This is a genomic window from Tsukamurella hominis (assembly GCF_965137015.1).
Lineage (GTDB): Bacteria > Actinomycetota > Actinomycetes > Mycobacteriales > Mycobacteriaceae > Tsukamurella > Tsukamurella hominis.
Window position 1 is genome coordinate 167,312 of record NZ_CBCRZG010000007.1, and the last position, 24,188, is coordinate 191,499.

General features: G+C 71.8%; 27 protein-coding genes and 1 rRNA gene. 20 read left to right on the forward strand and 8 right to left on the reverse strand.

Translation table 11 applies throughout. From position 1 onward, the window contains the following. Positions 1–23 precede the first annotated feature (23 nt). Positions 24–1,202, forward strand: a complete 1,179-nt coding sequence (locus ACM9LD_RS11995) for a GAF domain-containing protein (RefSeq protein ID WP_415676903.1) — start codon at positions 24–26, stop codon at positions 1,200–1,202. A 27-nt stretch (positions 1,203–1,229) separates the two neighbouring features. Then, a complete protein-coding gene (locus tag ACM9LD_RS12000) occupies positions 1,230–1,889 on the forward strand; it encodes a PIG-L deacetylase family protein (RefSeq protein WP_415676873.1) in 660 nt (219 codons plus the stop codon). Here ACM9LD_RS12000 and ACM9LD_RS12005 read toward each other — a convergent pair. Together ACM9LD_RS12005 and ACM9LD_RS12010 are read right to left on the reverse strand one after the other, a co-directional pair. Then, on the reverse strand, positions 1,886–2,662 hold the full coding sequence (locus ACM9LD_RS12005; RefSeq protein ID WP_415676874.1) for an enoyl-CoA hydratase/isomerase family protein: 777 nt from the start codon (positions 2,660–2,662) through the stop codon (positions 1,886–1,888). The two genes, ACM9LD_RS12000 and ACM9LD_RS12005, sit on opposite strands and share 4 nt — an antisense overlap. Then, positions 2,659–3,555, reverse strand: coding sequence for a DUF2236 domain-containing protein (locus ACM9LD_RS12010; RefSeq protein WP_415676875.1), 897 nt, complete (start codon positions 3,553–3,555; stop codon positions 2,659–2,661). The genes ACM9LD_RS12005 and ACM9LD_RS12010 overlap by 4 nt, the downstream gene beginning before the upstream one ends. 89 nt (positions 3,556–3,644) lie before the next feature. Between ACM9LD_RS12010 and ACM9LD_RS12015 the strand changes: the two genes are divergently transcribed. Next, positions 3,645–4,277 (forward strand): TetR/AcrR family transcriptional regulator, encoded by a 633-nt coding sequence (locus ACM9LD_RS12015; protein ID WP_415676876.1) that lies wholly within the window; start codon positions 3,645–3,647, stop codon positions 4,275–4,277. Positions 4,278–4,292: 15 nt separating this feature from the next. Next, complete coding sequence (locus tag ACM9LD_RS12020) at positions 4,293–5,078, forward strand: enoyl-CoA hydratase/isomerase family protein (protein ID WP_415676877.1); 786 nt, start codon at positions 4,293–4,295, stop codon at positions 5,076–5,078. Between the two features lie 15 nt (positions 5,079–5,093). Here the strand turns inward: ACM9LD_RS12020 and ACM9LD_RS12025 are convergent, their stop codons facing one another. Beyond that, positions 5,094–5,318, reverse strand: a complete 225-nt coding sequence (locus tag ACM9LD_RS12025) for a hypothetical protein (RefSeq protein WP_415676878.1) — start codon at positions 5,316–5,318, stop codon at positions 5,094–5,096. A 152-nt stretch (positions 5,319–5,470) separates the two neighbouring features. On the opposite strand from ACM9LD_RS12025, the gene argC reads away from it, so the two are divergent. The 8 genes from argC to argH are packed head-to-tail and all read left to right on the forward strand — an operon-like array spanning position 5,471 to position 14,115. Beyond that, a complete protein-coding gene (gene argC, locus ACM9LD_RS12030) occupies positions 5,471–6,505 on the forward strand; it encodes an N-acetyl-gamma-glutamyl-phosphate reductase (RefSeq protein ID WP_415676879.1) in 1,035 nt (344 codons plus the stop codon). Further along, on the forward strand, positions 6,502–7,704 hold the full coding sequence (argJ, locus tag ACM9LD_RS12035; protein ID WP_415676880.1) for a bifunctional glutamate N-acetyltransferase/amino-acid acetyltransferase ArgJ: 1,203 nt from the start codon (positions 6,502–6,504) through the stop codon (positions 7,702–7,704). The genes argC and argJ overlap by 4 nt, the downstream gene beginning before the upstream one ends. Then, positions 7,701–8,606: an acetylglutamate kinase gene (argB, locus tag ACM9LD_RS12040; RefSeq protein WP_224647484.1), complete on the forward strand. Its 906-nt coding sequence runs from the start codon at positions 7,701–7,703 to the stop codon at positions 8,604–8,606. The genes argJ and argB overlap by 4 nt, the downstream gene beginning before the upstream one ends. Before the next feature lie 5 nt (positions 8,607–8,611). Next, positions 8,612–9,793: an acetylornithine transaminase gene (locus tag ACM9LD_RS12045; RefSeq protein ID WP_415676881.1), complete on the forward strand. Its 1,182-nt coding sequence runs from the start codon at positions 8,612–8,614 to the stop codon at positions 9,791–9,793. Further along, a complete protein-coding gene (gene argF / locus ACM9LD_RS12050; protein ID WP_415676882.1) occupies positions 9,790–10,728 on the forward strand; it encodes an ornithine carbamoyltransferase in 939 nt (312 codons plus the stop codon). Before ACM9LD_RS12045 ends, argF begins: the two co-directional genes overlap by 4 nt. After that, a complete protein-coding gene (locus tag ACM9LD_RS12055) occupies positions 10,707–11,210 on the forward strand; it encodes an arginine repressor (protein WP_068520415.1) in 504 nt (167 codons plus the stop codon). Before argF ends, ACM9LD_RS12055 begins: the two co-directional genes overlap by 22 nt. 35 nt (positions 11,211–11,245) lie before the next feature. After that, positions 11,246–12,667, forward strand: coding sequence for an argininosuccinate synthase (gene argG, locus ACM9LD_RS12060; RefSeq protein WP_415676883.1), 1,422 nt, complete (start codon positions 11,246–11,248; stop codon positions 12,665–12,667). A gap of 8 nt (positions 12,668–12,675) precedes the next feature. After that, entirely contained in the window at positions 12,676–14,115 is a 1,440-nt protein-coding gene (argH, locus tag ACM9LD_RS12065) for an argininosuccinate lyase (RefSeq protein ID WP_415676884.1), read from the forward strand. Between the two features lie 58 nt (positions 14,116–14,173). On the opposite strand, the gene ACM9LD_RS12070 is transcribed toward argH, so the two are convergent. The 5 genes from ACM9LD_RS12070 to ACM9LD_RS12090 form a co-directional block, all read right to left on the reverse strand. Then, positions 14,174–14,782 (reverse strand): TetR/AcrR family transcriptional regulator, encoded by a 609-nt coding sequence (locus ACM9LD_RS12070; RefSeq protein WP_415676885.1) that lies wholly within the window; start codon positions 14,780–14,782, stop codon positions 14,174–14,176. Continuing rightward, a complete protein-coding gene (locus tag ACM9LD_RS12075; protein ID WP_415676886.1) occupies positions 14,779–15,537 on the reverse strand; it encodes an ABC transporter permease in 759 nt (252 codons plus the stop codon). The genes ACM9LD_RS12070 and ACM9LD_RS12075 overlap by 4 nt, the downstream gene beginning before the upstream one ends. Further along, positions 15,534–16,265: an ABC transporter ATP-binding protein gene (locus tag ACM9LD_RS12080; RefSeq protein ID WP_415676887.1), complete on the reverse strand. Its 732-nt coding sequence runs from the start codon at positions 16,263–16,265 to the stop codon at positions 15,534–15,536. Before ACM9LD_RS12080 ends, ACM9LD_RS12075 begins: the two co-directional genes overlap by 4 nt. An 83-nt stretch (positions 16,266–16,348) precedes the next feature. Then, on the reverse strand, positions 16,349–17,137 hold the full coding sequence (locus ACM9LD_RS12085) for an SDR family NAD(P)-dependent oxidoreductase (protein WP_415676888.1): 789 nt from the start codon (positions 17,135–17,137) through the stop codon (positions 16,349–16,351). 37 nt (positions 17,138–17,174) lie between these two features. Then, positions 17,175–17,900 carry a winged helix-turn-helix transcriptional regulator gene (locus ACM9LD_RS12090; protein ID WP_415676889.1) on the reverse strand — a complete coding sequence of 242 codons (726 nt, stop codon included), beginning with the start codon at positions 17,898–17,900 and terminating at the stop codon, positions 17,175–17,177. A 116-nt stretch (positions 17,901–18,016) separates the two neighbouring features. On the opposite strand from ACM9LD_RS12090, the gene ACM9LD_RS12095 reads away from it, so the two are divergent. The 8 genes from ACM9LD_RS12095 to ACM9LD_RS12130 form a co-directional block, all read left to right on the forward strand. Beyond that, complete coding sequence (locus tag ACM9LD_RS12095; protein WP_415676890.1) at positions 18,017–18,379, forward strand: peroxiredoxin; 363 nt, start codon at positions 18,017–18,019, stop codon at positions 18,377–18,379. A 53-nt stretch (positions 18,380–18,432) separates the two neighbouring features. Next, complete coding sequence (locus tag ACM9LD_RS12100; protein WP_415676891.1) at positions 18,433–18,924, forward strand: DUF4334 domain-containing protein; 492 nt, start codon at positions 18,433–18,435, stop codon at positions 18,922–18,924. Continuing rightward, a complete protein-coding gene (locus tag ACM9LD_RS12105) occupies positions 18,921–19,994 on the forward strand; it encodes an NAD(P)-dependent alcohol dehydrogenase (protein ID WP_415676892.1) in 1,074 nt (357 codons plus the stop codon). The genes ACM9LD_RS12100 and ACM9LD_RS12105 overlap by 4 nt, the downstream gene beginning before the upstream one ends. A gap of 9 nt (positions 19,995–20,003) precedes the next feature. Then, positions 20,004–20,210 carry a Trm112 family protein gene (locus tag ACM9LD_RS12110; protein ID WP_102102028.1) on the forward strand — a complete coding sequence of 69 codons (207 nt, stop codon included), beginning with the start codon at positions 20,004–20,006 and terminating at the stop codon, positions 20,208–20,210. Between the two features lie 10 nt (positions 20,211–20,220). Further along, positions 20,221–20,802, forward strand: coding sequence for a DNA-3-methyladenine glycosylase (locus ACM9LD_RS12115; protein WP_415676893.1), 582 nt, complete (start codon positions 20,221–20,223; stop codon positions 20,800–20,802). 54 nt (positions 20,803–20,856) lie between these two features. Next, complete coding sequence (locus tag ACM9LD_RS12120; RefSeq protein WP_415676894.1) at positions 20,857–22,053, forward strand: hypothetical protein; 1,197 nt, start codon at positions 20,857–20,859, stop codon at positions 22,051–22,053. Next, a complete protein-coding gene (gene tyrS, locus ACM9LD_RS12125; protein ID WP_415676895.1) occupies positions 22,043–23,311 on the forward strand; it encodes a tyrosine--tRNA ligase in 1,269 nt (422 codons plus the stop codon). The genes ACM9LD_RS12120 and tyrS overlap by 11 nt, the downstream gene beginning before the upstream one ends. A gap of 806 nt (positions 23,312–24,117) precedes the next feature. Next, a 16S ribosomal RNA gene (locus ACM9LD_RS12130) occupies positions 24,118–24,188 on the forward strand; the annotation flags it as partial.

Genomic DNA, 24,188 nt, shown 5'->3' on the forward strand with positions numbered 1-24,188 from the left:
GGACGAGCGTGACAGAACCGGCGATGTCGGCGGGCGAGGATCCACGCCGTTACGCGCGCCTGCTGTCCGAGGTCTACGACGCGACCATGAGCGGCTCGCGCCCACCCGCCAGGCCGCGCGGCGTGATCGGCGACTCCTGGGAGCGGGTGCGCGCCGCGGGGCTCGCGCCCGACGCCGACGCGGGGCCGGCGCTCGGCTGGATGGACGTCGAGCTGAGCCGTCAGGAGTCCGGGCTCGGCCCCGTCCTCGAGGAGCTCACCGCGGGCCTCGCGCCGCTCACCGCCGACGGCGACAACATCCTCGTGGTCGCCGACCGGTTCGGCCGTGTGCTGTGGCGCTCCGGATCGACGCGGGTCCTCTCGCACGCGGATCGGCTCGGCTTCGTCGAGGGCGCGGGCTGGGCCGAGGATCAGGTGGGGACCAACGCCATCGGCACCGCGATCGCGTCCCGCACGCCGGTGCAGATCTTCTCCGCCGAGCACTTCGCCCGCAGCCACCACGCCTGGACCTGCGCCGGAGCGCCGATCCGCGACGTGCATACCGGCCACATCCTGGGCGTGGTCGACGTCTCCGGTCCGGCCGCGACGGTGCACCCGACGACCCTGGCGCTGGTCTCCACCGTCGCCAAGCTCGCCGAGTCCCGGCTGCGCGAGGTGCACCTCGCCGGGCTCGAGCGCCTGCGGTCCGTGGCCGCACCCATGCTCGCGGGCCTGGGCCGCCCGGGCCTCGCCGTCGACGTCAACGGCTGGGTGGCCGCCGTCGGCGACCTGCCGCCGCGCTCGCGGATCGCGCTGCCCGCCGACCTCACCGGCCCGTCGGTCCGGCTCCCCGAGCTCGGGGTGTGCACCGTCGACCCGCTGCCCGGCGGCTGGCTGCTGCAGCCCGACCCGGGCGACGGTCCGGACGTCGTGACCCGCGTGACCCTGGACCTGCGGCCCGGCCGGGCGCCGGAGGTCGCGGTCGCGGGTGGCGGCGGATCGTGGCGCTACCAGCCCTCGCCCCGGCACGCGCAGATCCTCGCACTCCTCGCCGACGGCGCCGGGCGTTCCGCCGCGCAGCTGGCCGAGGCGCTGTTCGGCGATCCCGGCCGGGTGGTCACCGTGCGGGCGGAGATCTCGCGCCTGCGCCGGGTGCTGTCGGGGGTGATCGCGGCGCAGCCCTACCGCTTCGCGGACGGCGTGTCGGTCGAGTTGCTGCGCTGACCGGCCCCTGCCTCTAGCGTGGAGTCCGTGAGCGAGCCGCAGATCTTCCCCGAGGACTGGACCACGGCGCTCGTCCTGGTGGCGCACCCGGACGACCCCGAGTACGGGATGGCGGCGGCCGTCGCCCGCTGGACCTCCCAGGGCAAGACGGTGGCCTACGGCCTCGCGACGTCCGGCGAGGCCGGCATCGAGGGCATGACGCCCGGCACCGCAGGACCGGTCCGCGAGGAGGAGCAACGACGGTCCGCCGCTGTCGTCGGCGTCGACGAGGTCAGGTTCTGGGGCTACCCGGACTCGCAGGTGACCAACACGCCGGAACTGCGGGAGTCGATCCGCAAGTCCATCGCCCGGTACGAGCCCGACATCGTGCTCACGCTGTGGGGCGGGCCCGAGTGGGCGCCCGGCGCCCCGAACCAGAGCGACCACATGGAGTTCACTCGCGCGGTCGCCGAGGCCGCCGCGGTGGCGGGGGTCACTGCGTACCAGACGGCGCCGGAGCCCGCGTACATCGTCGACGTCACGGGGTTCACCGAGCGCGCCGTCGAATCGCTCGCCGAGCACCGTCAGTACCTCTCGGTGCTGGACCCGGTCACGCCCGTCATCGAACAGGCCCGCGCGCAGGTCGGCTCCGCGTGCCTGCCGCGCGGCGAGTTCCGGCACACCGTGGGCTTCCGCGACCTGGCTTAGCCCAGCCGTTGCACCGCGCGCCGCAGGAGCGGCACCTGCGCGGTCCGCTCCGCCAGCCGCTGCTCGCGCGCGGTGCGCCCGGGCGCCGCCCGCAGCAGCTCCCGGGTCTCCCGCACGGCGACGGCGTCGTGCGCCGTGAGCGCGCCGACGAGCGCGGCGAGGGCGTCGTCGACCTCCGCCGCGGGCACGCACTGCTGGACGAGGCCGAGGGCCAGGGCCTCGTCGGCCTCGACGGTGCGCGCGGTCGCGCAGATCTCCAGGGCCCGCGCGTACCCCACGGCCTCGACCAGCGGCTTCGTCCCGGCCAGGTCGGGCACCAGGCCGAGCGCCGGCTCCTTCATGCAGAACCGCGCGGTGTCGGCGGCGAGGCGCAGGTCGCAGGCGAGTGCCAGCTGGAAGCCCGCGCCGATGGCGTGGCCCTCCACGACGGCGATCGTGAGGAAGGGACCGTCGGCGAGGAGTGCGAAGGGCTCCTGGAAGACGCCGATCGCGTGCCGGGCGCCCTCGTCGGAGAGGGCGACGACGTCCACCAGGTTGCCGGGCTCGCCGGTGCGCGCCGGGTCGAGCAGGCGCAGGTTCAGCCCGGCGGAGAAGGTGCCGCCCGCGCCGCGCACGACGACCACGCGGACGTCGTCGCCGAAGGAACGGATCGCCTCGGCCATCGCGGCCCACAGGACGGGGTCCTGCGCGTTGCGGATCTCGGGTCGGTCGAGGGTGAGGGTGGCGACGGCGCCGTCGACGGTGACGCGGACACCGGTGTCTTCGTGGGTCATGCACGCACTCTCGCATGGGAGCGGTAGCCGTAGTCGGCGATGTCGAGCGGTTCGCCGTGCGCGCCGCCGAAGTGGTCGACCCAGGAGCGCTGGAGGCGGTGCGGCCGGGCGGCGGTCGAGCCGGCGTAGGTCCGCATCGCGCGGGCGGTGAGGGCGCGCATCCGCGGCGACGGCGCGTCGAGACGGTGGGTCGCGCAGAGGTGCTCGCCGTAGATGCTGAACAGGACGGGGTCGGCGTAGCGTGCCGCACGCCCGGGGAACCAGCGCTCGCGCCAGTCCGCGGAGAGCTGGTTCACCAGGGCGCGGCCGCCCTCGGTGTAGGCGTACCGGCACTCGTAGGCCTGCGCCCACTCGAGGAACTCGGTGCGGCTCTCCGGCACGTCCAGGCCCATCCGGAGGCCGACGCCGCGCCAGAACAGGAAGCGGGCCAGGCGCTCGTCGCCGGTGAACAGGTGCAGGCCGAGCTCGTCGGCGATCCGGTCGGGCTCGAGGGCGAGCGAGGCGAGCGTGTAGAGCTTGTCGTCATCGCGGATCCCGAAGTGGGAGTGGATCGATTCCATGCGATCGATGGCGGCGATCCCGGCGGGGGAGCTGTGACCGTTGCGGAGCATCTCGCCGAAGAAGACGAGCGTGTCGTCGTTGCGGCGGCGGACGTCCTTCATCATGTCGCCGGTGCCCTTGCGGTAGACGATGCGCGCGATGGACGGGAGTGCGACCTGGCGCGCGAAGGCGACCGTGTACGCCGCGTGCACGAACAGGCCGTCGCCGTACTTGACCTCCAGACTCAGGTGCGTGAGCTCCTCGTGATCGGCCACGGGGTCGAGCGCGTCCATCCGGCGGCGCAGCGCCGACGCAGTGATCAGCGGATCGGATGAGGTCGGTGCGGATCGCATGGCGTCTCCCTGGGCCCGTCGGAAAGTCGGAACTGCATCGTTCCTGGATTGACGATGAACTAAGAACGGTTATGTGTCAAGATTGATCCGTGGACGAGGTGGTGCGGCCCTGGCGGGGCGTGAGTGCGGAGGACCGACGGTCCGCCCGGCGGGCGCAGCTGCTCGAGGCGTGCCTGGACGTCGTCGGAGACGCGGGCGTCGAGGCCGTCACGGCGGACGCCGTCGCCCGGCGGGCGGGGCTGTCGAAGCGGTACTTCTACGAGGCGTTCGCGGACCGGGAGCAGATTCTGCTCGCCGCGCTCGACGGGCTGCTCGAGGTGATCCGCGAACGGGTCGCCGCCGTGCTCGACGGCGAGGACGACGTCGAGAGGCGGATTCGGCGCACCGTCGAGACGCTGGCCCGCATCCTGGCCGAGGACGCGCGGACGGCGCGGCTCTTCGAGGAGGCGCCGCGGGTGGCGGTGCTGGAGCAGCACCGGCACCGGGCGTTCCGCGTCTTCAGTGAGTTGCTGGCGGCGGGGATCTACGCGGACCGGGGCGCGCCACGGGCGGAGGTGACCTCGTGGTTCGTCGTGGCGGGCACCGTCGAGGTGCTCACCCGCTGGCTCGGCGGCGCCGTCCCGATGGACGAGGCGGAGGTGGTCGCGACGATCGCGGACATCGGTGTGCGCCTCAGCGGCCCCGACGGGCTGTGGGAGTCTGGGCGCGAACGGTTCTCATGACGGAAGAAGGATCCAGTGGCGGATGACATCGGCAGTGGCGCGGCGGACGACGCGGGGCTGGGCTTCGGCGTCGACGAGCGGGGCGTCGCCACGATCACCCTGCGGCGGCCCGACGCCGCGAACGCGCTGAGCCAGCCCCTGGCGGATGCGCTCGTCGAGGTCGTGGGGTCGATCGCCGCGAGCGACGACGTGCGGGTCGTCGTGCTGCGCGCCGAGGGACGGTTCTTCTGCGCCGGCGGCGACGTCAAGGCGATGGTGGTGGCCGAGGATCGCGGCGCGATGCTCGATCGCCTCGCCGGCACGATCCACGACGCGCTCGACGCACTGAACGGCCTCGCGGTACCGGTGGTCGCGGCGATCCAGGGCCCCGTCGCCGGCGGCGGCCTCGGTCTGGTGCTCGCGGCCGACGTCGCGATCGCGACCGAATCCGCGCACTTCTCCACCGCGTACGCGGGCGTCGGGCTCAGCCCCGACTGCGGCGTCTCCGCGCTGCTGCCGAAGGCGGTCGGCATGCGACGCGCGTTGCGGATGCTGCTGCACGGCGAGCGGATCGATGCGCCGACCGCCGCCGCGTGGGAGCTGATCGATCGGGTCGTCCCCGGCGAGGAGCTGGAGGCCGAGGTCGCCGTTTCCGTCGAACGACTGCTCGCGGGCCCGCACCCCGCGCTCGGCGAGGCGCGGCGGCTCGTGCGCGCGTCGTACGCCCGCACCTACGGCGAGCAGCTCGACGACGAGCGGCGGACCATCGCGCGTATGGGTGCGACCGAGGCCGCCGCGGCCCGGCTGGCGCGCTTCGCCTGACCCGGGTGGGCGCCGTCAGCCCAGGTGGAAGGCCTGCGTGATGTGGTTGCCGCGCCGGTGATCGCCCACCAGGCTGGGGCGGCCGCGGCCCATCTTCACCAGCATCGCGCGGTTCTCCACGCGCGGCGCGAAGCCGTCGAGGACGCGGTTGACGGTGCCCCGCAGGCCGCGGTCGCGGCGCGGCAGCGACAGCGGCTGCGTCAGGGCGTCGGGGTTCGAGGTCGGAAGATCGTTGCGCATATGAGGTCTTTCGGGTGCAGGGTTCAGTTCGTTACTGCTACCCAGGGTGCCCACGGCTCCTGATGAGCGGCTGGGCGGAACCTGTGGGTGTTCGTGGCGGCATTCCCCGGCGCCTATGTGAATAGCCTTGCATGATGGTGCATAATCATTGCATGACTGTTTCCGTGGCGATCGCGGGCGCGAGCGGCTACGCCGGGGGAGAGATCCTCCGGCTGCTGCTGGGCCATCCGCAGTACCTGTCCGGCGAGCTCACGATCGGCGCGCTCACCGCCGGCGGCAACGCCGGCAGCACGCTCTTCGAGCACCACCCGCACCTGCTGCCCCTCGCGGACCGCGTCCTGCAGGAGACCACCCCGGACACGCTGCGCGGCCACGACGTCGTCTTCCTCGGCCTGCCGCACGGCAAGTCCGCCGAGATCGCCGAGGCGCTGCCCCCGTCGACCCTCATCATCGACTGCGGCGCCGACTACCGGCTCAAGGACGCCGCGGAGTGGGAGCACTACTACGGCAGCGCCCACGCCGGCACCTGGCCCTACGGCCTGCCCGAGCTCCCCGGCAACCGGGACGTGCTCGCCGGCGCGTCCCGCATCGCCGTCCCGGGCTGCTACCCGACGGTGTCGACCCTGGCCTTCCTGCCCGCCGTCGCGGCCGGGATCGTCGCGCCCGAGGTCACCGTCGTGGCCGTGAGCGGCACCTCCGGCGCCGGTAAGTCGCTGCGGACCGACCTGCTCGCCTCGGAGGCGATCGGCTCCGCGCGGGCCTACGGCGTGACCACGCACCGGCACACCCCGGAGATCACGCAGAACCTCTCAGCGGCCGCGAATACGCCGGTGACGGTGTCGTTCACGCCGATCCTCGTGCCCATGGCCCGGGGCATCCTCGCCACCGTCTCCGCCCCGACGACGGTGACCGCCGCGCAGGCCCGGGAGGTCTACGAAAAGGCTTACGCCGACGAGCCCTTCGTGCACCTGCTCCCCGAAGGCCTGCAGCCGCAGACCAAGTCGGTGGTCGGCAGCAACGCCGTGCAGGTGCAGGTGGCCGTCGACGAGCGCGCCGGGCGCCTCATCGCCACCGCCGCCATCGACAACCTCACCAAGGGCACCGGCGGCGCCGCCGTCCAGTCCATGAACCTCGCGCTCGGCTTCCCCGAGACCGCCGGCCTGTCCACCGTAGGAGTCGCACCGTGAGCACCTTCAAACTCGTTCGGAACCAGGGCGTCACCGCGCCGCTGGGCTTCAAGGCCGCGGGGATCGCGGCGGGGATCAAAGCCTCCGGCAAGCCGGATCTGGCCCTGGTCTTCAACGAGGGGCCGCATTACGCCGCCGCGGGCGTCTTCACCCGCAACAAGGTCAAGGCCGCGCCGGTGCTCTGGAGCGAGCAGGTGATCAAGGACGGGCACCTGCGCGCGGTGATCCTCAACTCGGGCGGCGCCAACGCCTGCACCGGCCCCGGCGGTTTCCAGGACACCCACGCCACGGCCGAGAAGGTCGCGGAGACGCTGAGTCACTGGGGGACCGAGACCGGCGCCGGCGAGGTCGCCGTGTGCTCGACCGGGCTCATCGGCGATCGCCTGCCGATGGAGAAGGTGCTCGCGGGCGTCACCGAGATCGTGCACGAGATGGGCGGCGGCCTCACCGGCGGCACCGATGCCGCGCACGCGATCATGACCACCGACACCGTGCCCAAGGAGACGGCGCTGCACCACTCCGGCGGCTGGAACGTGGGCGGCATGGCGAAGGGTGCCGGCATGATGGCGCCCTCGCTCGCGACGATGCTCGTGGTGCTCACCACCGACGTGCACGCCACCCCGGAGCAACTCGACGAGGCCCTGCGGTACGCCACGTCCTACACCTTCGACCGGCTCGACGTGGACGGCGCCACCTCGACCAACGACACCGTGCTCCTGCTCAGCAGCGGCGCCAGCGAGAAGACCTGCACGCAGGAGGAACTCAACGCCGCCGTCCGCGAGGTCTGCGACGACCTCGCCGCCCAGCTGCAGGGCGACGCCGAGGGCGTCACCAAGCGGATCCTCATCACCGTGACCGGGGCCGCCTCCGAGGAGGAGGCGCTCATCGGCGCCCGCGCCATCGCCCGCGACAGCCTGGTCAAGACCGCGCTGTTCGGCAGCGACCCCAACTGGGGCCGCGTCATGGCCGCGATCGGCATCGCGCCCATCGAGCTGGTGCACGACAAGCTGACCGTCTCGTTCAACGGGCAGCCCATCGCCGAGAACGGCTGCGGCGTACCGGGAGCGCGCGACGTGGACCTCTCCGGGCCGGAGATCGACGTCACCGTCGACCTGGGCCTCGGGCGGGGCACCGCGACGATCCGCACCACGGACCTCTCGCACGCCTACGTCGAAGAGAACTCGGCGTACTCCTCATGAGCGCACCCGATCTCACGCCGCTCGACAAGGCGGGCGTACTCGCCGAAGCGCTGCCCTGGCTGCTCGACTTCCACGGCAAGACCGTCGTGGTCAAGTACGGCGGCAACGCCATGATCGACGACGAGCTCAAGCGCTCCTTCGCCCAGGACATGGTCTTCCTGCGGACCTGCGGCCTGCACCCCGTCGTGGTGCACGGCGGCGGCCCGCAGATCAACGCCATGCTGAAGCGCCTCGGCATGGAGGGCGAATTCCGCGGCGGCTTCCGGGTGACCACCCCCGAGGTCATGGACGTCGTGCGGATGGTGCTCTTCGGACAGGTCGGGCGCGAGCTGGTGGGCTTGATCAACTCGTACGGGCCCTTCGCCGTCGGCATGTCCGGCGAGGACGCGCACCTGTTCACGGCGACGCGCCGGCAGGTCGTGGTCGACGGTGCGCCGACCGACATCGGCCTCGTCGGCGACGTGACCGCAGTGAACCCGGAGGCGGTCAACGACCTCATCGCCGCCGGCCGGATCCCCGTGATCTCGACGATCGCGCCGGACGCGGACGGGGTGGTGCACAACATCAACGCCGACACCGCCGCCGCCGCGCTGGCCGAGGCGCTGGGCGCCGAGAAGCTCGTGGTGCTCACGGACGTCGAGGGCCTGTACACGAATTGGCCCGACCGCTCGTCCCTGACCTCGGAGATCGACACCGACGCACTGACCGCGCTGCTGCCCAGCCTCGACTCCGGCATGGTCCCCAAGATGGAGGCGTGCCTGCGAGCCGTGCACGGGGGCGTTCCCACCGCGCACGTCATCGACGGGCGGGTGCCGCACTCCGTGCTTCTCGAACTGTTCACGAGCAAGGGCATCGGAACCATGGTGACCCCGCCGAAACCTCCTTCAGAGACCTGGATCTGACACACATGAGCAACGAAGCAATGCAGTCGCGGTGGAACGCCGCGGTGATGGACACCTACGGCACCCCGCCCATCGCGCTGGTGTCCGGCCGCGGCGCGACCGTGACCGACGCCGACGGCACGGAGTACGTCGACCTGCTCGGCGGCATCGCCGTCAACGCCCTCGGCCACGCCCACCCGAAGATCGTCGAGGCCGTGACGCAGCAGGTCTCGACGCTGGGGCACGTCTCCAACCTGTACATCAGCGAGCCCGTCGTGCGCCTCGCGGAGCGGCTCACCGAGGCCGTCGGCGTGCCCGGCACCCGGGTGTTCTTCAGCAACTCGGGCGCCGAAGCCAACGAGGCGGCCATCAAGATCGGCCGGCGCACCGGCCGCACGGCGATGGTCGCCGCCGAAGGCGCCTTCCACGGCCGCACCATGGGCTCGCTGGCGCTGACCGGCCAGCCCGCCAAGCGGGAGCCCTTCGCGCCGCTCATCGAGTCGGTGACCCACGTGCCCTACGGCGACGCCGGCGCACTGCGGTCCGCGGCGGACGGGGCGGCCGCGATCTTCCTCGAGCCGATCATGGGGGAGGGCGGCGTCGTCGTCCCGCCCGCGGGCTACCTCGCGGAGGCCCGCGCCGCCGCGACCGAGGCCGGCGCGCTCCTCGTCTTCGACGAGGTGCAGACCGGGATCGCCCGCACCGGAACGCTCTTCGCGTACCAGCGGGCCGGTGTGACGCCCGACGTCTTCACCCTCGCCAAGGGGCTCGGCGGCGGCCTGCCCATCGGCGCGACGGTGGCCGTCGGCGCCGCCGGCGAGCTGCTCACGCCCGGCCAGCACGGCACCACCTTCGGCGGCAACCCCGTCGCCGCGGCCGCCGCGAACGCCGTCCTCGACGTGATCGAGGCCGAGGGCCTCGCCGAGCGCGCCGACGCCCTCGGCAAGCACATCGCCGCCACCGTCGAGGGATTCGGTCATCCGCTCGTCACCGGCGTCCGGGGCTCCGGCCTACTCCTCGGGATCACCCTGTCCCGCGGCGTCGCCAAGGCGATCGAGACCGGCGCGCGCGACGCCGGATTCCTGCTCAACGCCGCCCAGCCCGACGTGGTCCGCCTCGCCCCGCCCCTCGTCCTCACCGACGAGCAGGCCGACCGCTTCCTCACCGCCCTTCCCGCCCTGCTCGACTCAGCCCAGGAGCAATCATGACCCGCCACTTCCTCCGCGACGACGACCTCAGCCCGGCCGAACAGCGCGAGGTGCTCGCGCTCGCCGCGGAGCTGAAGGCCGAGCCGTTCTCGCGGCGCCCGCTGGAGGGCCCGAAGGGTGTGGCGGTGCTGTTCGACAAGAACTCCACGCGCACCCGGTTCAGCTTCGACGTCGGCATCGCGCAGCTCGGCGGGCACGCCGTCGTCGTGGACACCAAGTCGACCCAGATGGGCCGCGACGAGTCGCTCGCCGACACCGCCCGCGTGCTGTCGCGGTTCGTGGACGCCATCGTCTGGCGGACGTATTCGCAGGAGGGCCTCGAGGAGCTGGCGCGCTACTCGACGGTGCCCGTCGTCAACGCGCTGTCCGACGACTTCCACCCCTGCCAGATCCTCGCGGACCTGCAGACCATCGCCGAGCGCAAGGGCGCCGAGGGCACCGGCTCCGTCGCCGGCCTCAAGCTCACCTACCTCGGCGACGGCGCGAACAACATGGCGCACAGCTACATGCTCGGCTGCGTGACGGCCGGGATCGACGTGACCATCAGCGCACCGTCGGGCTTCCAGCCGGACGAGCGATTCGTGGCGGCGGCCCGGGCCCGGGGCACGGAGACCGGCGCCGAGGTCAGCGTCATCTCCGATCCCGTCCTCGCGGTGGCGGGCGTCGACGTGGTGGTCACCGACACCTGGGTGTCGATGGGCCAGGAGGACGACGGCGTGGACCGCAACGCGCCGTTCCGCCCGTACCAGATCAACGCGGAGCTGCTGGCCCACGCCGACCCCGACGCGATCGTGCTGCACTGCCTGCCCGCGCACCGCGGCGACGAGATCACCGACGAGGTGATCGACGGGCCGCAGTCCGCGGTGTTCGACGAGGCCGAGAACCGGCTGCACGCGCAGAAGGCGCTGCTCACCTGGCTGCTGGAGCGGTCGTGAGCGAGCAGCCGCTCGCCACGCGCGCCGGGCGGCAGGCGGCCATCGTCGAGATCCTCGCGAACCACCAGGTGCGCAGCCAGGCCGAACTGCAGGCGCTGCTCGTGCGCGGCGGTTACGAGGCCACCCAGGCCACCATCTCGCGCGACCTCGACGAGCTGGGCGCCGTGAAGCTGCGCGGCGCCGATGGCGGCACCGGCGTGTACGTGGTGCCGGAGGACGGCTCGCCGGTGCGCGGTGTCTCCGGCGGCACGGAGCGGCTCTCCCGGCTGCTGGGGGAACTGCTCGTCTCCACCGACCACAGCGGGAACATCTGCGTGCTGCGCACCCCGCCGGGCGCGGCGAACTTCCTCGCCAGTGCGCTCGACCGCTCGTCGCTGCCCGAGGTGGTCGGCACCGTCGCCGGGGACGACACCGTTCTCGTCGTCGCGCGCGAGCCCCTGACCGGGAAAGACCTCGCAGAGCGCCTCGTGGCGCTCGCCTGAATCCGCACACTCACCACCAGATAGGCTTATCGACCATGTCCAAGGTCCTCTCCACCCTGCCCATCGGCGAGCGCGTCGGCATCGCCTTCTCCGGCGGCCTCGACACCTCCGTGGCCGTCGCCTGGATGCGCGACAAGGGCGCCGTGCCCTGCACCTACACCGCCAACATCGGCCAGCCCGACGAGCCGGACATCGACGCGGTCCCCGGTCGCGCCAAGGAGTACGGCGCCGAGATCGCGCGGCTGGTGGACGTGCAGCCGCTGCTGGTGCAGGAGGGCATCGCCGCCCTGCAGACCGGCGCGTTCCACATCCGTTCGGGCGGCAAGACCTACTTCAACACCACCCCGATCGGCCGCGTCGTGACCGGCACCATGCTGGTGCGGGCCATGAAGGAGGACGGCGTCGACATCTGGGGCGACGGCTCCACCTACAAGGGCAACGACATCGAGCGGTTCTACCGCTACGGCCTCATGGCGAACCCGGCGCTGCGCATCTACAAGCCGTGGCTGGACTCGCAGTTCGTCACCGAGCTCGGCGGCCGTAAGGAGATGAGCGAGTGGCTCGTCGCGCACGGCTTCCCGTACCGCGACTCCACCGAGAAGGCCTACTCCACCGACGCCAACATCTGGGGTGCCACGCACGAGGCCAAGGACCTGGAGTACCTCAACACCGGCGTCGTCATCGTCGACCCGATCATGGGCGTCGCCCCGTGGGACGAGTCCGTCGAGATCACGACCGAGGACGTCACCGTCACCTTCGATGCCGGCGTCCCGGTTGCGATCAACGGCGTCGAGTACTCCGACCCGGTCGAGCTGGTCCGCGAGGCGAACCGCATCGGCGGCCGCCACGGCCTGGGCATCTCGGACCAGATCGAGAACCGCATCATCGAGGCCAAGTCGCGCGGCATCTACGAGGCGCCCGGCATGGCGCTGCTGCACGCCACCTACGAGCGCCTCGTGAACGCGATCCACAACGAGGACACGATCGCCACGTACCACAACGAGGGCCGCCGCCTGGGCCGCCTGATGTACGAGGGTCGCTGGCTGGACCCCCAGTCGCTCATGCAGCGCGAGGCCATCATCCGCTGGGTCGCCTCCGCCGTCACCGGCTCCGTCACGCTGCGCCTGCGCCGCGGCGACGACTACTCGATCATCGACACCACCGGCCCGAACCTCTCGTACCACCCCGAGAAGCTCTCGATGGAGCGCGTGGGCGACGCCGCCTTCGGACCCGACGAGCGCATCGGCCAGCTCACCATGCGCAACCTCGACATCGCGGACTCCCGCTCGCGGCTCGAGCAGTACGCGGCCCAGGGCATCGTCGCGGGCGAGACCGCCGCGCTGGTCGGAGAGCTGGAGCAGGGCGGCGCCGACGCCATCGTCTCCGGGGGCGAGAAGATCCCGTCCGCGCTCGACGAGGCGAGCAACCACGCCGCGTTCGACCTCGGCACCGACTAGGAGATCCGTTGAGCGAGAACGCCGAGAAGCACGGCACCAACGAGGGCAGCCTCTGGGGCGGCCGGTTCGCGTCCGGCCCGGCCGAGGCGATGGCCGCGCTGAGCAAGTCCACGCACTTCGACTGGGCGCTGGCCCCGTACGACGTGCGCGCGTCGAAGGCGCACGCCCGCGTCCTCAACCGCGCCGGGCTGCTGTCCGACGAGGATCTCGAGGCGATGCTCGCGGCGCTCACCCGCCTCGGCGACGACGTGGCCTCGGGCGCCTTCCAGCCGGCCGAGTCCGACGAGGACGTGCACGGCGCGCTGGAGCGCGGGCTCATCGAACGGGCGGGCCCCGAGGTCGGCGGCCGCCTGCGGGCGGGCCGGTCGCGGAACGACCAGGTGGCCACGCTCTTCCGGATGTGGCTGCGCGACGCGGTGCGGCTCGTCGCGGTCGGCGTGCTCGACGTGGTGGACGCCTTCGTCGCGCAGGCGCAGGCCAACCCCGACGTGATCCTGCCGGGCAAGACGCACCTGCAGGCGGCGCAGCCGATCCTGCTCTCGCACCACCTGCTGGCGTACACGCATCCGCTGCTGCGGGACGTGCAGCGGCTGCAGGACCTGGACAAGCGGATCGCCGTCTCGCCGTACGGTTCCGGCGCCCTGGCCGGATCGTCGCTGGGGCTCGATCCCGACGCCATCGCTGCCGACCTCGGCTTCGATTCCGCGGCGGACAACAGCCTCGACGCCACCGCGTCGCGCGACTTCGCGGCGGAGGCCGCGTACGTGTTCGCGCAGATCGCCGTCGACCTTTCGCGCTGGTCCGAGGACGTGATCCTGTGGAGCACGGCCGAGTTCGGCTATGTGACCCTCGCCGACGCGTGGTCCACGGGCAGCTCGATCATGCCGCAGAAGAAGAACCCCGACGTCGCCGAGCTCTCCCGCGGCAAGGCCGGCCGGCTCATCGGCAACCTGACGGGCCTGCTGGCGACGCTCAAGGCGCAGCCGCTCGCGTACAACCGCGACCTGCAGGAGGACAAGGAGCCGGTCTTCGACTCGGTCGAGCAGCTGCGGCTGCTGCTGCCGGCCGTCGCCGGGCTCACCGCCACGCTGACCTTCCACCCGGAGCGCATGGGCGCGCTGGCCCCGGCCGGATTCACCCTCGCGACCGACGTGGCCGAGTGGATGGTGCGCCAGGGCGTGCCCTTCCGCGTCGCGCACGAGGCGGCCGGCGAGTGCGTCCGCGCCGCCGAGTCCCGCGGCGTCGGCCTCGACGGTCTCACCGATGCGGAGTTCGCCGCGATCCACCCGGCGCTGACCCCGGAGGTCCGCGAGGTGCTGACGGTGCGCGGCTCCGTCTCCTCGCGCGACGCCCGCGGCGGCACGGCACCGTCGGCGGTGGCTCGCCAACTGACGACGGTCACCGAGGCCGTCCCGCCGCTTCGCACCTGGGCCGCCACCACCGCCTGACCCGATTGAACGACGTTCTGGAGAGTCTGACCTGCGGTTTTGCACTCCAGAACGTCGTTCAATTGCGGGGTAGAGGGCCGGTGATGACCTGCTGGAGCGGGGGAGCGGCGAGGTCGACGACCTCGTCGACCGTGAGCGAGGCCAGGGGCTCGAAGCCGACGACGTAGCGCGCGACGAGCAGCCCGAACACCTGGCCCACCATGAGGTTCGCGCGCAGCACGCCGTCGCCGGGCCCCGCGTCCATGCGGCCGATGAGCTCTGCCAGCGCGATCTCGAGGAGGAAGCCCCGCACGATCGCGGGGTCGCCGTCGTTACCGAGGTTGGTGCGGATCACCGCGACGCCGACCTCGCGCAGCGGCCCGTCCCACATCGTCAGGAGCGCGCGGAGCAGGGCGCGCGCGGCGTCGTCCAGAGGGGTGTCCCGGAGCGGCGCCCGCACGAACTCCGGGTCGACGGGGATCGCCAGCGCCGCCAGGTAGAGCTGCTGCTTCGTGCCGAAGTAGTGGTGCACCAGCGCGGAATCCACGCCTGCGGCCTCCGCGATCGACCGCACCGTCGTGCCCGCGAGGCCGCCGCGGGCGAACGCGGCCCGGGCGGCGGCGAGGATCTCGGCACGGGTGTCGGGGCTGCCCGTGCGCCGGCCCGACCTGCGGGCCGGGCCGCTCACGCGACCTTCCGCTGCAGGGTGGCGGCCGCGAGCGCGAGCGCCGCGATCGCGAAACCGGCGACGACGGCGAGCGAGGTCCACATCGTTGTGGTCGCGGTCCCGTGCGCGCCGACCTCCTGCAGCGCCCTCACCGCGTAGGTCATCGGCAGCACGTCGGCGATGCCCTGCAGCCAGCCCGGCATCGCGTCGTGCGGGACGAGCAGACCGCACAGGAAGATCTGCGGCACCACGACGATCGGCATGAACTGCACCGCCTGGAACTCGGTGCGGGCGAAGGCGCTGAACAGCAGCCCCAGCGCGACGCCGAGCCAGGCGTCGACGACGGCGATCAGGACGACCAGCCACACGCTGCCCTCCGTCTCCATGCCGAGCAGGTACGCCGCCACCGTGGTCGCGACCGTCGCCTGGACCGTCGCCGCGAGGGAGAAGGCGACGGCGTAGCCGAGCAGCAGGTCGGCCTTGGCGAGCGGCGTGGTGAGCAGCCGCTCGAGCGTGCCGGAGACCCGCTCGCGCTGCATGGCGATCGAGGTGACGATGAACATGAGCGCGAAGGGCAGGACGCCCAGCAGGACCAGCGCGATCCGGCTGAACAGCGCTGTGCCGCCGGGCGAGTCGCGGTAGAGGAAGTACATCAGGGTCAGCAGCGCCGTCGGCACCACCACGATCATGGCGATGGTGCGGGGATCGGCGCGGAGCTGGCGGAGCACGCGCAGCGTGGTCGCGCGGGTGATGCTCGGGTTCAGGACGGTGCTCATGCCGTCGCCTCCTGTTCGCGGACGAGTGCGAGGAAGGCATCGTCCAGGGTTGTCGCGCCGGTCCGGGTCAGCAGGTCCGACGGTGCGAGCTCGGCCACGAGGCGGCCCTCGCGCAGCAGCAGGAGGCGGGCGCAGTGAGCCGCCTCGTCCATGACGTGGCTCGAGACGAGGAGCGTGGTCCCGGCGGCCGCCATCGCGGCGAACCGCTCCCACAGTTCGGCGCGCAGCAGGGGGTCGAGGCCGACCGTGGGCTCGTCGAGGATGAGCAACTCGGGGTGGGCCACGAGCGCGCACGCGATGCTGACTCGCGAGCGCTGGCCACCGGAGAGGGCGTCGGCAGGTCGGTCGGCGAACGCGCCCAGGCCGACGGCGTCGATCGCCTCCGCGACGTCGGCCTTCGCGGTGGAGCGTCGCGCAGGGTACAGCGCGCCGAAGTACTCGACGTTCTGCGCCACGGTGAGGTCGCCGTACACGGCGGGGGACTGCGTCGTGTACCCGACCCGGGCGCGCAGGTCGGGGCTGCCCGCGGGGCGGCCCAACACTGTCGCGCTGCCATCGGTGATCCGCTGGGCGCCGACGATCACCCGCATGAGGGTGGTCTTCCCGGAGCCCGACGGACCGAGCAGCCCGGTGATGGCGCCGGCGGGAATCTCGGCGTCGAGGTGATCGAGGACGGTGCTGCCCGAGCGGACCACGGTGAGCCCGGACAGGGTGATCGCGCTGGTCATGGCGCCTCCCAAAGAATTCACTCGACGATGAATTCATCGTCGAGTGAATTGTGCACCCGGCGGAACCGGGCGTCAAGAGGCGGTCAGTCGCGCTGCCGCCGGTCACCGAAGCGCCGCATCGCGCTCAGCAAGGGCAGCCCCACGGACGGCGCGAGATCGGAGGACCGCGCGAGGGCGCCGCGCCACCGCGGCACGACGCGGAAGATCTGGCGCGACTGCAGGAGCCGCAGCCCGGCGGCCGCGACGTCGTCCGCGTCGAGGGGCTTTGGTCCGGCGAAGAGCAGGGCGGCGCCGGCGTCCTTCTCCCGGTCGGTGACCATCGCGGTGCGGACCACGTCGGGGCACAGCGCCCGCGCGCGGATCGGCAGGCCGGCGTGGTCGAGGTCGCCCTGGAGCGAGGTCGTGTAGGACAGGACGGCTGCCTTGGTCGCGGCGTAGAGCGCGAGCCCGGGGACGGGGGAGAGTGCGGACAGCGACGCGACGTTGAGGATCGCGCCGCCCCGCGCACCCATCGCGTTCACGGCCGCGGCGGAGCCGCCGATCGGGCCGCGCAGGTTCACGTCGAGGATCGACGCCACCTGATCGTCGTCGTGATCCCAGCTGTCGCCCGCGATGAGGATCCCCGCGTTGTTCACCCAGACGGCGAGTCGGCCGAGCTCCTGCGCGTGCTCGGCGACGTCGCGGTGGGAGGCGAGGTCGCGCACGTCCTGGGCGAGACCGATGGCGTCCCGTCCGACCTGCGCGGCCGCCGCGCGCGCCGCCTCGCCGTCGATGTCGGTGAGGATCACGCGATGGCCCTGGTCCGCGAGCCGGTGGGCGAACCGGAGGCCGATACCGCGGCCGGCTCCGGTGACTACTGCGATGGATGTCATGTCGACGAACCTAGGCCCCGCCGCCCGCGCCGGGGCGCTACCGAGCCGGCGGCGCGCCCGCGCTCCTCGACTCCTCGGCGGGACCGACCCCGCCCAGGACGGGATGTCGCCCGAGCCAGCGGGGGAAGCCGCGCCGCAGCTCGGCGGGACCGGACAGCGTGATCCGCCCGTCCATCAGCGCCCCGTCGATTCCCTCGTCGCCCATCCAGACCCGGGTCAGGGTCCGCAGGTCCGCGTCGACCCAGAGGTCCACGTCGTATCCCGGGGGCACCAGGCACAGGTCGACGGGGCGGTCGTCGACGCCGTCGTCCACCAGCCAGTAGTGGTTCCTCCCCGGTGGGGCCGCCGCGAACCTGAACTCGACGACGGTGCGGCCGGCCCGCAGGCCGCCCGGGCGCAGGTATCGGCGCACGTCCCACATCAGGAGTCCGGGGTCCAGTTCGTCGGGCGTGTAGTCGCTGCGCGCCCACCGCTGTCCCCAGACGCCCATCGCCAGGATGATCGGCGCGAGCTCGAGCCCGGCCTCGGTGAGGCGGGAGTCGGCACCGCCGCCGGGGGTGGGCTCGCGCGTGAGGACGCCCGCGGCGGCGAGTCTTCGCAGCCGGGCCGTCAGCAGGGCGGTGGACACGGTCGGCACGCCGCGCGCGATCTCCCCGAACCGGACGCTGCCGCACATCAGCTCGCGGAGGATCAGCGGGGTCCAGCGCTCGCAGAGGATCTCCGACGTCTTGGAGACGGGGCAGAACTGCCCGTACTCGGCCATCTCCGCACGGTAGCCCGCGGAGGGAGCGCATCGAGCTTCATTTTCTGAACTTCCGCGCGGGTCGCAGCCCGCCCACGCTGGGACTCGTAGGTGATCGACGACGACGGGAGTGAGTGATGAGCGGCAAGGCGGTGGTCTCGCTGACCACGGGACTCGAGGACACGGAGAAGGTGACGGTGGCGCTGCTGGTCGCCGTCGGGGCGGCGGAATCGGGCCGCCCGACGTTGATGTTCCTGACCAAGGAGGCGGTGCGCCTGGCGACGGCCGGGGTCGCGACCGGTGTCGCGTGCACGGGGTGCCCGCCGATTCCGGACCTGATCGCGCGGTACACGGCGGCCGGGGGCACGTTCCTCGTCTGCCCGATCTGTGTCGATGCGAAGGGGCTGCGGGAGCATCCGCTCATCGACGGCGCCTCCCTGGGCGGGACCGTGCCGATGTGGGAGTGGATCGGCGACGGGGCGACGGCGTTCAGCTACTGAAACGTGTTCCCGTTTCCGGTCGCCCTGCGGAGAACATCGGATAACATCACGGCATGACCGCAGAGCGCACCGTCCGCGGGCTCATCGACGAGCCGCGCCATTCCGAACCCGCCGAACTCGCCGGGCTGTTCGCGCAGCTCGAGCCCGTCTCGATCGAGTTCCTGCTCGGCGACTGGCACGGCGGCGAACTGCCCTCGGGCCACCCGATGGACGGTGCCCTCGGCAAGGCGCGCTGGTACGGCAAGAGCTTCGTCTCCGAGAACGACGTGCAGCCGTTGGTCTGCCTGGACGAGCAGGGCCAGAAGTTCTCCAACGTCGCCCTCGGCAAGGGCGAGGCGACGCTGCGCCTCATCGACTTCGACGGGACCGTGACCGCGTCGATGGTGTACGACGGGCAGCCGGTGATCGACCACTTCGCCAAGGTCGACGACGACACGGTCATGGGCGTCATGACCGGGAAGAAGCTGGTCGCGCCGTACTTCTACTTCTATCTCGAGCGCGACACTCCGCCCGGCACGTCCGGCGGCTGCCTCGCGGACCGATGACGGGCACCGTCGCGCGGGTCGTCGCCGCGCCCGGCGAGGCACCGTCGCCGCTCGAGGTCCAGATCCCCGCGCCCACCGGCAACCAGGTCCTGGTGCGGATCCACGCGGTCGGGGTCTGCCACACCGACCTGACCCTCGCCGCGCAGTGGCCCGAACAGGGCCTGCCGGTGATCCTCGGCCACGAGGGCGCCGGCGTCGTGGAAGCGCTCGGCCCCGACGCGCGCGGCCTGGCCGTCGGCGACCGGGTCTCGCTCACCTTCGACAGCTGCGGCACCTGCGAGTTCTGCGCGGCCGGCACGCCCGGCTACTGCGAGCAGTCGATCACCCGCAATTACCTCGGACTCCCGGGGATCCGCTCGGGGGAGACGGCCGTGACCGGCGGCTTCTTCGGCCAGTCGAGCTTCGCGGGCCTCGCGCTCGCGACCGATCGGAACACGATCCCGATCGGCGATCTGCCCTTCGAGCTGGCCGCGCCGCTCGGCTGCAGCGTCCAGACCGGCGTCGGCACCGTGACCCGCGCGCTGAAGGTGGACCCGGGTCAGTCCGTGGTGGTCTTCGGGACCGGCGCCGTGGGGCTCGCCGCGATCATGGGGGCGAAGCTCGCCGGCGCCACGACGATCGTCGCCGTCGACCCGCGCGAGGACCGCCGCGCGCTCGCCCTCGACCTGGGCGCGACGCACGCCGTCGAGGCCGGGGCGCAGGCCACGCAGCAGGTCAACGAGGCGACGGGCGGTGGCGCGCACGCCGCCGTCGACACCACGGCCCGCGCGGACGTCCTGAGCCAGGCGATCCTGGCGCTCCGACCGCGCGGCACCCTCGCGGTGGTCGGGCTCGGCGCCCCGTCGGCCGACCTCCCCGTCATGCTCATCATGGCCCGCGGCCTGCGCGTGATCGGCGTGATCGAGGGCGATTCGGAACCGTCCGAATTCCTGCCCGAGCTCGCCGTGGCCGCGGCCGAGGGACGACTGCCCGTGGAGCGGCTCGTGACCACGTTCGCCGACTTCGACGAGGCCTGGGCCGCGGCCCGGGAGGGCACCGCGGTCAAGCCGGTGTGGCTCCCCGCTGGGTAGCATGGCGCCATGGCCATCGACGCGACGCTGCTGAAGATCCTCGCCTGCCCGCAGGACAAGGGGCCGCTGCTGTACGTGCCGGACGAGCTGTTCTACAACCCGCGCCTGCGCCGCGCCTACCCGATCGAGGACGGGCTGCCCGTGCTGCTGATCGGCGAGGCCCGCGACGTCGACGACGCCGAGCACGAGTCGATCCTCGCCCGCGCCGCCCAGTGACCCGGTTCGGGTGACCGGGTCCCTGCGGGACCGGCTCGCCGTCCATCCGCTCACGGCGGCCCGTCTCGTCCTCGGCTCCGTCCTCGTCGTCGACGGGGTCCGGGCCCGGATCGTCGAGGTGGAAGCCTACGGCTCGCCCGAGAACGGCCCGTGGCCCGACCCAGCGGCCCACACCTACCCGGGCCCCACGCCGCGCAACGACGTGATGTTCGGGCCGGCCGGGCACCTGTACGTCTACCTCTCGTACGGGATCCATCACTGTGTGAACATCACCGCTGGACCGGACGGAGTCGGCTCCGGTGTGCTGCTCCGCGCGGCCGCCATCGAAAGCGGTCTGGACCGAGTGCGGGAGCGTCGCGCCGTGCGCGACCCCGACTCGCGACTCGCCGCCGGCCCGGGCCGTCTCGGCCAGGCGTTGGGGATCACTGTGGCGGACAAGGGGATCGACGTGCTCGACCCGTCCTCGGCGGTCCGTCTCGAGATCGCCGCCCGGCGCGGCCCGGTCGCGGCCGGCCCGCGGATCGGGATCAGCAGGGCGGTCGACAAGCCCTGGCGCTTGTGGTTGGAGGGCGATCCGTCGGTGAGTCGCTGACCCGCCCAGCGGAATCCAACCGCGCTCCAAGGGGGAGCGGGTGCACTACGCCGCGTGACCGACATCGATCAGCTCGCCCGCGACCGGGGCCTCAACGCGGTGAACGCGCGGGCGTTCGCCCATCCCGACGAGGAGGCGGCCTCCCGCGCCCTCCTCGGCGCGCCCTTCCCGGCGACCACCGACGGGCTGCTCGAGGCGGGCTGGTCGCTCGTGCCGATCCTGCAGACGCACTCGGGGACGGCGCTGGCGACGGCGGCGGAGTCGCGACTCGCCGCGATCCTGGGCCTGGTGGACCTGCGCCGGCTGGGCCCGGCCGCCGCCCGCTCCCACGCTGAACTCGAACGACACCGGCAGATCGCGCACCGCGCGCAGATCCCGTCCGACCTCGCCGCGGCGTACGTGATCGCCCTGACCCTCGCCGCGGCCGGGACGCTCGTCGTGTGGCTGCTGTCCCTGCTCGGCGCGGTCTTCGCTCTCGGCGCGCTCGCGGCGCTGGCGATCCTGGTCGCCGGGGTGTTCCTGATCCTGCGCTCGGTGACCCGTGTCGAACTCGCGACCGCCCCGGTCGCCGTCCGCGGCCTGCGCATCGCGCCGTGGTTGGGCGGCCTGCCGCCCACCTCCGCCGCCGCGGTCCAGACGCTGCTCGACCTTCCCGCCGGGCTCGCCGACCTCACGTACGCCGAGGACCGGGACCTGCTCACCGTCGACGACGGTGCGGGTGCGGTCGCCGTCGTCGCGCGGTGGCGCCTCCTCGCCGACGTGGTCCGGACGGCACCGTCGACCGCCGACGACGTCCGCGACCTGCTGAACGGGTACTTGCGGCCGGGCGTGCCGGGCGCGCTCGCACTCCGCGGTGAGGTCCCCGCACCGGCTTGGCTCCGCGGCCCGTTCGACGGTTGGGAGCGCCTCTTCGACCGCTTCGGCTGCATCGGGCCGATCACGGTGCGCTGGACGGTGCACGGCGGCGCACTCATCGCCGAGCTCGCGGAGGAGTACGACGAGGAACCCGCTGCGGTGCTGGTCGCGGACCTGGCGGCGATCGCTGCGATGTCCGGTGCAGCCGCCCACCGCAGGGCCGACGACGCCGCGCGGGTGGTTGCGGACCTCCTGGTGAATCAGCTGGTGCACGGCGACCTGGTGATGTTCACCCGCGGCGGTGGGCCGGCGGACCGCGAGCTGCTGGTGACCGCTCTGCAGGGCGGCGACCTCCGCGAGGCGGCCGTTCGTTCACAATGGACGGGTGAGCACTGACATCCTCGAGGAACTGTCCTGGCGCGGCCTGATCGCGCAGTCCACCGATCTCGACGCGCTGCGCGAGCGCCTCGCCGCCGGGCGGATCACCCTCTACGCCGGGTTCGACCCCACCGCCTCGTCGCTGCACGCGGGCCACCTCGTCCAGTTGCTCACCCTGCGCCGCTTCCAGGAGGCGGGACATCGGCCGATCGTGCTCGGCGGCGGGGCGACGGGGCAGGTCGGCGATCCCCGCGACGTCGGCGAGCGCGTCATGAACTCCGTTGACACCGTCGCCGAGTGGGCGGCGAAGATCGACACCCAGCTCCAGCGCTTCGTCGCTTTCGACGGCGAGAACGCGGCGATCCTGGTCAACAATCTGGACTGGCACGGGCAGATGAACGTGCCCACCTTCCTGCGCGACGTGGGCAAGCACTTCTCCATCAACGTGATGCTCGCGCGCGAGACGGTCAAGCGCCGGCTCGAGTCGGACGGGATCAGCTACACCGAATTCAGCTACATGCTGCTCCAGGCGTACGACTACGTGGAGCTCGCGCGGCGCTACGACGCCGCGCTGCAGATCGGCGGCTCCGACCAGTGGGGCAACATCGTGGCCGGCGTGGACCTGAACCGGAAGATCGACGGCCGGCACGTGCACGCCCTGACCACGCAGCTGGTGACGTCGTCGGACGGCAAGAAGTTCGGCAAGTCCACGGGTGGTGGTTCCCTGTGGCTCGATCCGGAGCAGACCAGCCCCTACGCCTGGTACCAGTACTTCGTGAACACGGCCGACGCCGACGTGGTCCGCTACCTGCGCTGGTTCACCTTCCTCACGCAGGAGGAGATCGCGGAACTCGAGCGCGAGACGGCCGAGGCCCCGCAGAAGCGCACCGCACAGAAGAGGCTGGCCGCGGAGATGACCACGCTGGTCCACGGCGAAGAGCACACCCGTGCCGCGGAGCTGGCCGCGCAGGCGCTGTTCGGACGCGGCGAGCTCGCCGATCTTCCCGAGAGCACCCTCGCGGCGGCTCTGGAAGAGGCGTCGGTCGCCGAGGTGGCGGCGGGGGAGCCGCGGACCATCGTCGACCTGCTGACCGCGTCGGGCCTGTGCGAGTCGAAGGGCGCCGCACGGCGGGCGGTCAAGGAGGGCGGTGCCTACGCCAACAACGTGAAGGTGGAGTCCGAGGAGTGGGAGCCGGCCGCCGGCGACCTCCTGCACGGCCGGTGGTTGGTCCTCCGCCGTGGCAAGAAGACCTTCGCGGGGGCTCGATTCGCCTGAAACCGCTGGTCATGACCACACGGGCCGCCCCGCCGACGAGCGCGGGGCGGCCTTTGTGCTGCAGGTCACAAACCTGTGATTCGACGACCCGCCCGAGGTGTCAAGCCTCTGACCTGGGCAGATGAACATCGCGTTACAGGCTGACCTGGGGATTTGTGCTTCCGTTCCACGGTGCGTAACTTATTCGAAGTCAGCGCGACACCGACCAGGACGGGGCCGAAAAGCCCAGGTCAGACGGTAGAAACGCGGACAGCTTGACAACATGGAGCCGAACCCCGGTTTGACACCGAGATCGACTCCGACATAAGCTGGAACGGTTGCTCCGAGCAGCCAGCCACTACGGAGAGACGCAACCTCGAGCGTGATACACGGTCGAGGGGGTCGAAACGTGCGGTTGACCTGATCGAAGCAGTTCCGAGAGCGGCCCGCGAGAGCGAGTTGCACACGGAAATCCGATCTGCTAAGCTAGAACGGTTGCTCCGAGCGAGTTACGCCAGTCGATTTGACTGGGTGACTGCGAGGGTGTAGCTTGAACTGCCTGCGAAGGTGCGGTTCACACAGAAAACATGTGGTGTGGACGGCCGCGTTTGGCGTGTTCTTTGAGAACTCAACAGTGTGTCGATGAAATTGTCAGTGCCAAAATTTTTGGCACGCATGGACAATCAAGTTATTTGGTTGTTTGTGTTGTGGCTTTTCTCGTTTATTTCTTTGCGAGATGTATTTCTGGAATCATTGATTTTTGTCAGTGGTTTCGTTTTTTGTTCAGGATTTCCTGATTATGCTGAAACCTTGTGTTTCTAGTGTTTTTTATGGAGAGTTTGATCCTGGCTCAGGACGAACGCTGGCGGCGTGCTTAACACATGCAAGTCGAACGGTA

Bases quoted from the DNA above. Each gene is read 5' to 3' on its own strand.
- ACM9LD_RS12075 (WP_415676886.1), bottom strand. From the start codon at position 15,537: ATGAGCACCGTCCTGAACCCGAGCATCACCCGCGCGACCACGCTGCGC.
- ACM9LD_RS12045 (WP_415676881.1), top strand. From the start codon at position 8,612: ATGAGCAACGAAGCAATGCAGTCGCGGTGGAACGCCGCGGTGATGGAC.
- ACM9LD_RS12105 (WP_415676892.1), top strand. From the start codon at position 18,921: ATGACGGGCACCGTCGCGCGGGTCGTCGCCGCGCCCGGCGAGGCACCG.
- ACM9LD_RS11995 (WP_415676903.1), top strand. From the start codon at position 24: ATGTCGGCGGGCGAGGATCCACGCCGTTACGCGCGCCTGCTGTCCGAG.
- ACM9LD_RS12110 (WP_102102028.1), top strand. From the start codon at position 20,004: ATGGCCATCGACGCGACGCTGCTGAAGATCCTCGCCTGCCCGCAGGAC.
- argG (WP_415676883.1), top strand. From the start codon at position 11,246: ATGTCCAAGGTCCTCTCCACCCTGCCCATCGGCGAGCGCGTCGGCATC.
- ACM9LD_RS12005 (WP_415676874.1), bottom strand. From the start codon at position 2,662: ATGACCCACGAAGACACCGGTGTCCGCGTCACCGTCGACGGCGCCGTC.
- ACM9LD_RS12025 (WP_415676878.1), bottom strand. From the start codon at position 5,318: ATGCGCAACGATCTTCCGACCTCGAACCCCGACGCCCTGACGCAGCCG.
- argF (WP_415676882.1), top strand. From the start codon at position 9,790: ATGACCCGCCACTTCCTCCGCGACGACGACCTCAGCCCGGCCGAACAG.
- ACM9LD_RS12095 (WP_415676890.1), top strand. From the start codon at position 18,017: ATGAGCGGCAAGGCGGTGGTCTCGCTGACCACGGGACTCGAGGACACG.
- ACM9LD_RS12100 (WP_415676891.1), top strand. From the start codon at position 18,433: ATGACCGCAGAGCGCACCGTCCGCGGGCTCATCGACGAGCCGCGCCAT.
- ACM9LD_RS12010 (WP_415676875.1), bottom strand. From the start codon at position 3,555: ATGCGATCCGCACCGACCTCATCCGATCCGCTGATCACTGCGTCGGCG.
- argB (WP_224647484.1), top strand. From the start codon at position 7,701: ATGAGCGCACCCGATCTCACGCCGCTCGACAAGGCGGGCGTACTCGCC.
- ACM9LD_RS12085 (WP_415676888.1), bottom strand. From the start codon at position 17,137: ATGACATCCATCGCAGTAGTCACCGGAGCCGGCCGCGGTATCGGCCTC.
- ACM9LD_RS12080 (WP_415676887.1), bottom strand. From the start codon at position 16,265: ATGACCAGCGCGATCACCCTGTCCGGGCTCACCGTGGTCCGCTCGGGC.
- argC (WP_415676879.1), top strand. From the start codon at position 5,471: ATGACTGTTTCCGTGGCGATCGCGGGCGCGAGCGGCTACGCCGGGGGA.
- ACM9LD_RS12090 (WP_415676889.1), bottom strand. From the start codon at position 17,900: ATGGCCGAGTACGGGCAGTTCTGCCCCGTCTCCAAGACGTCGGAGATC.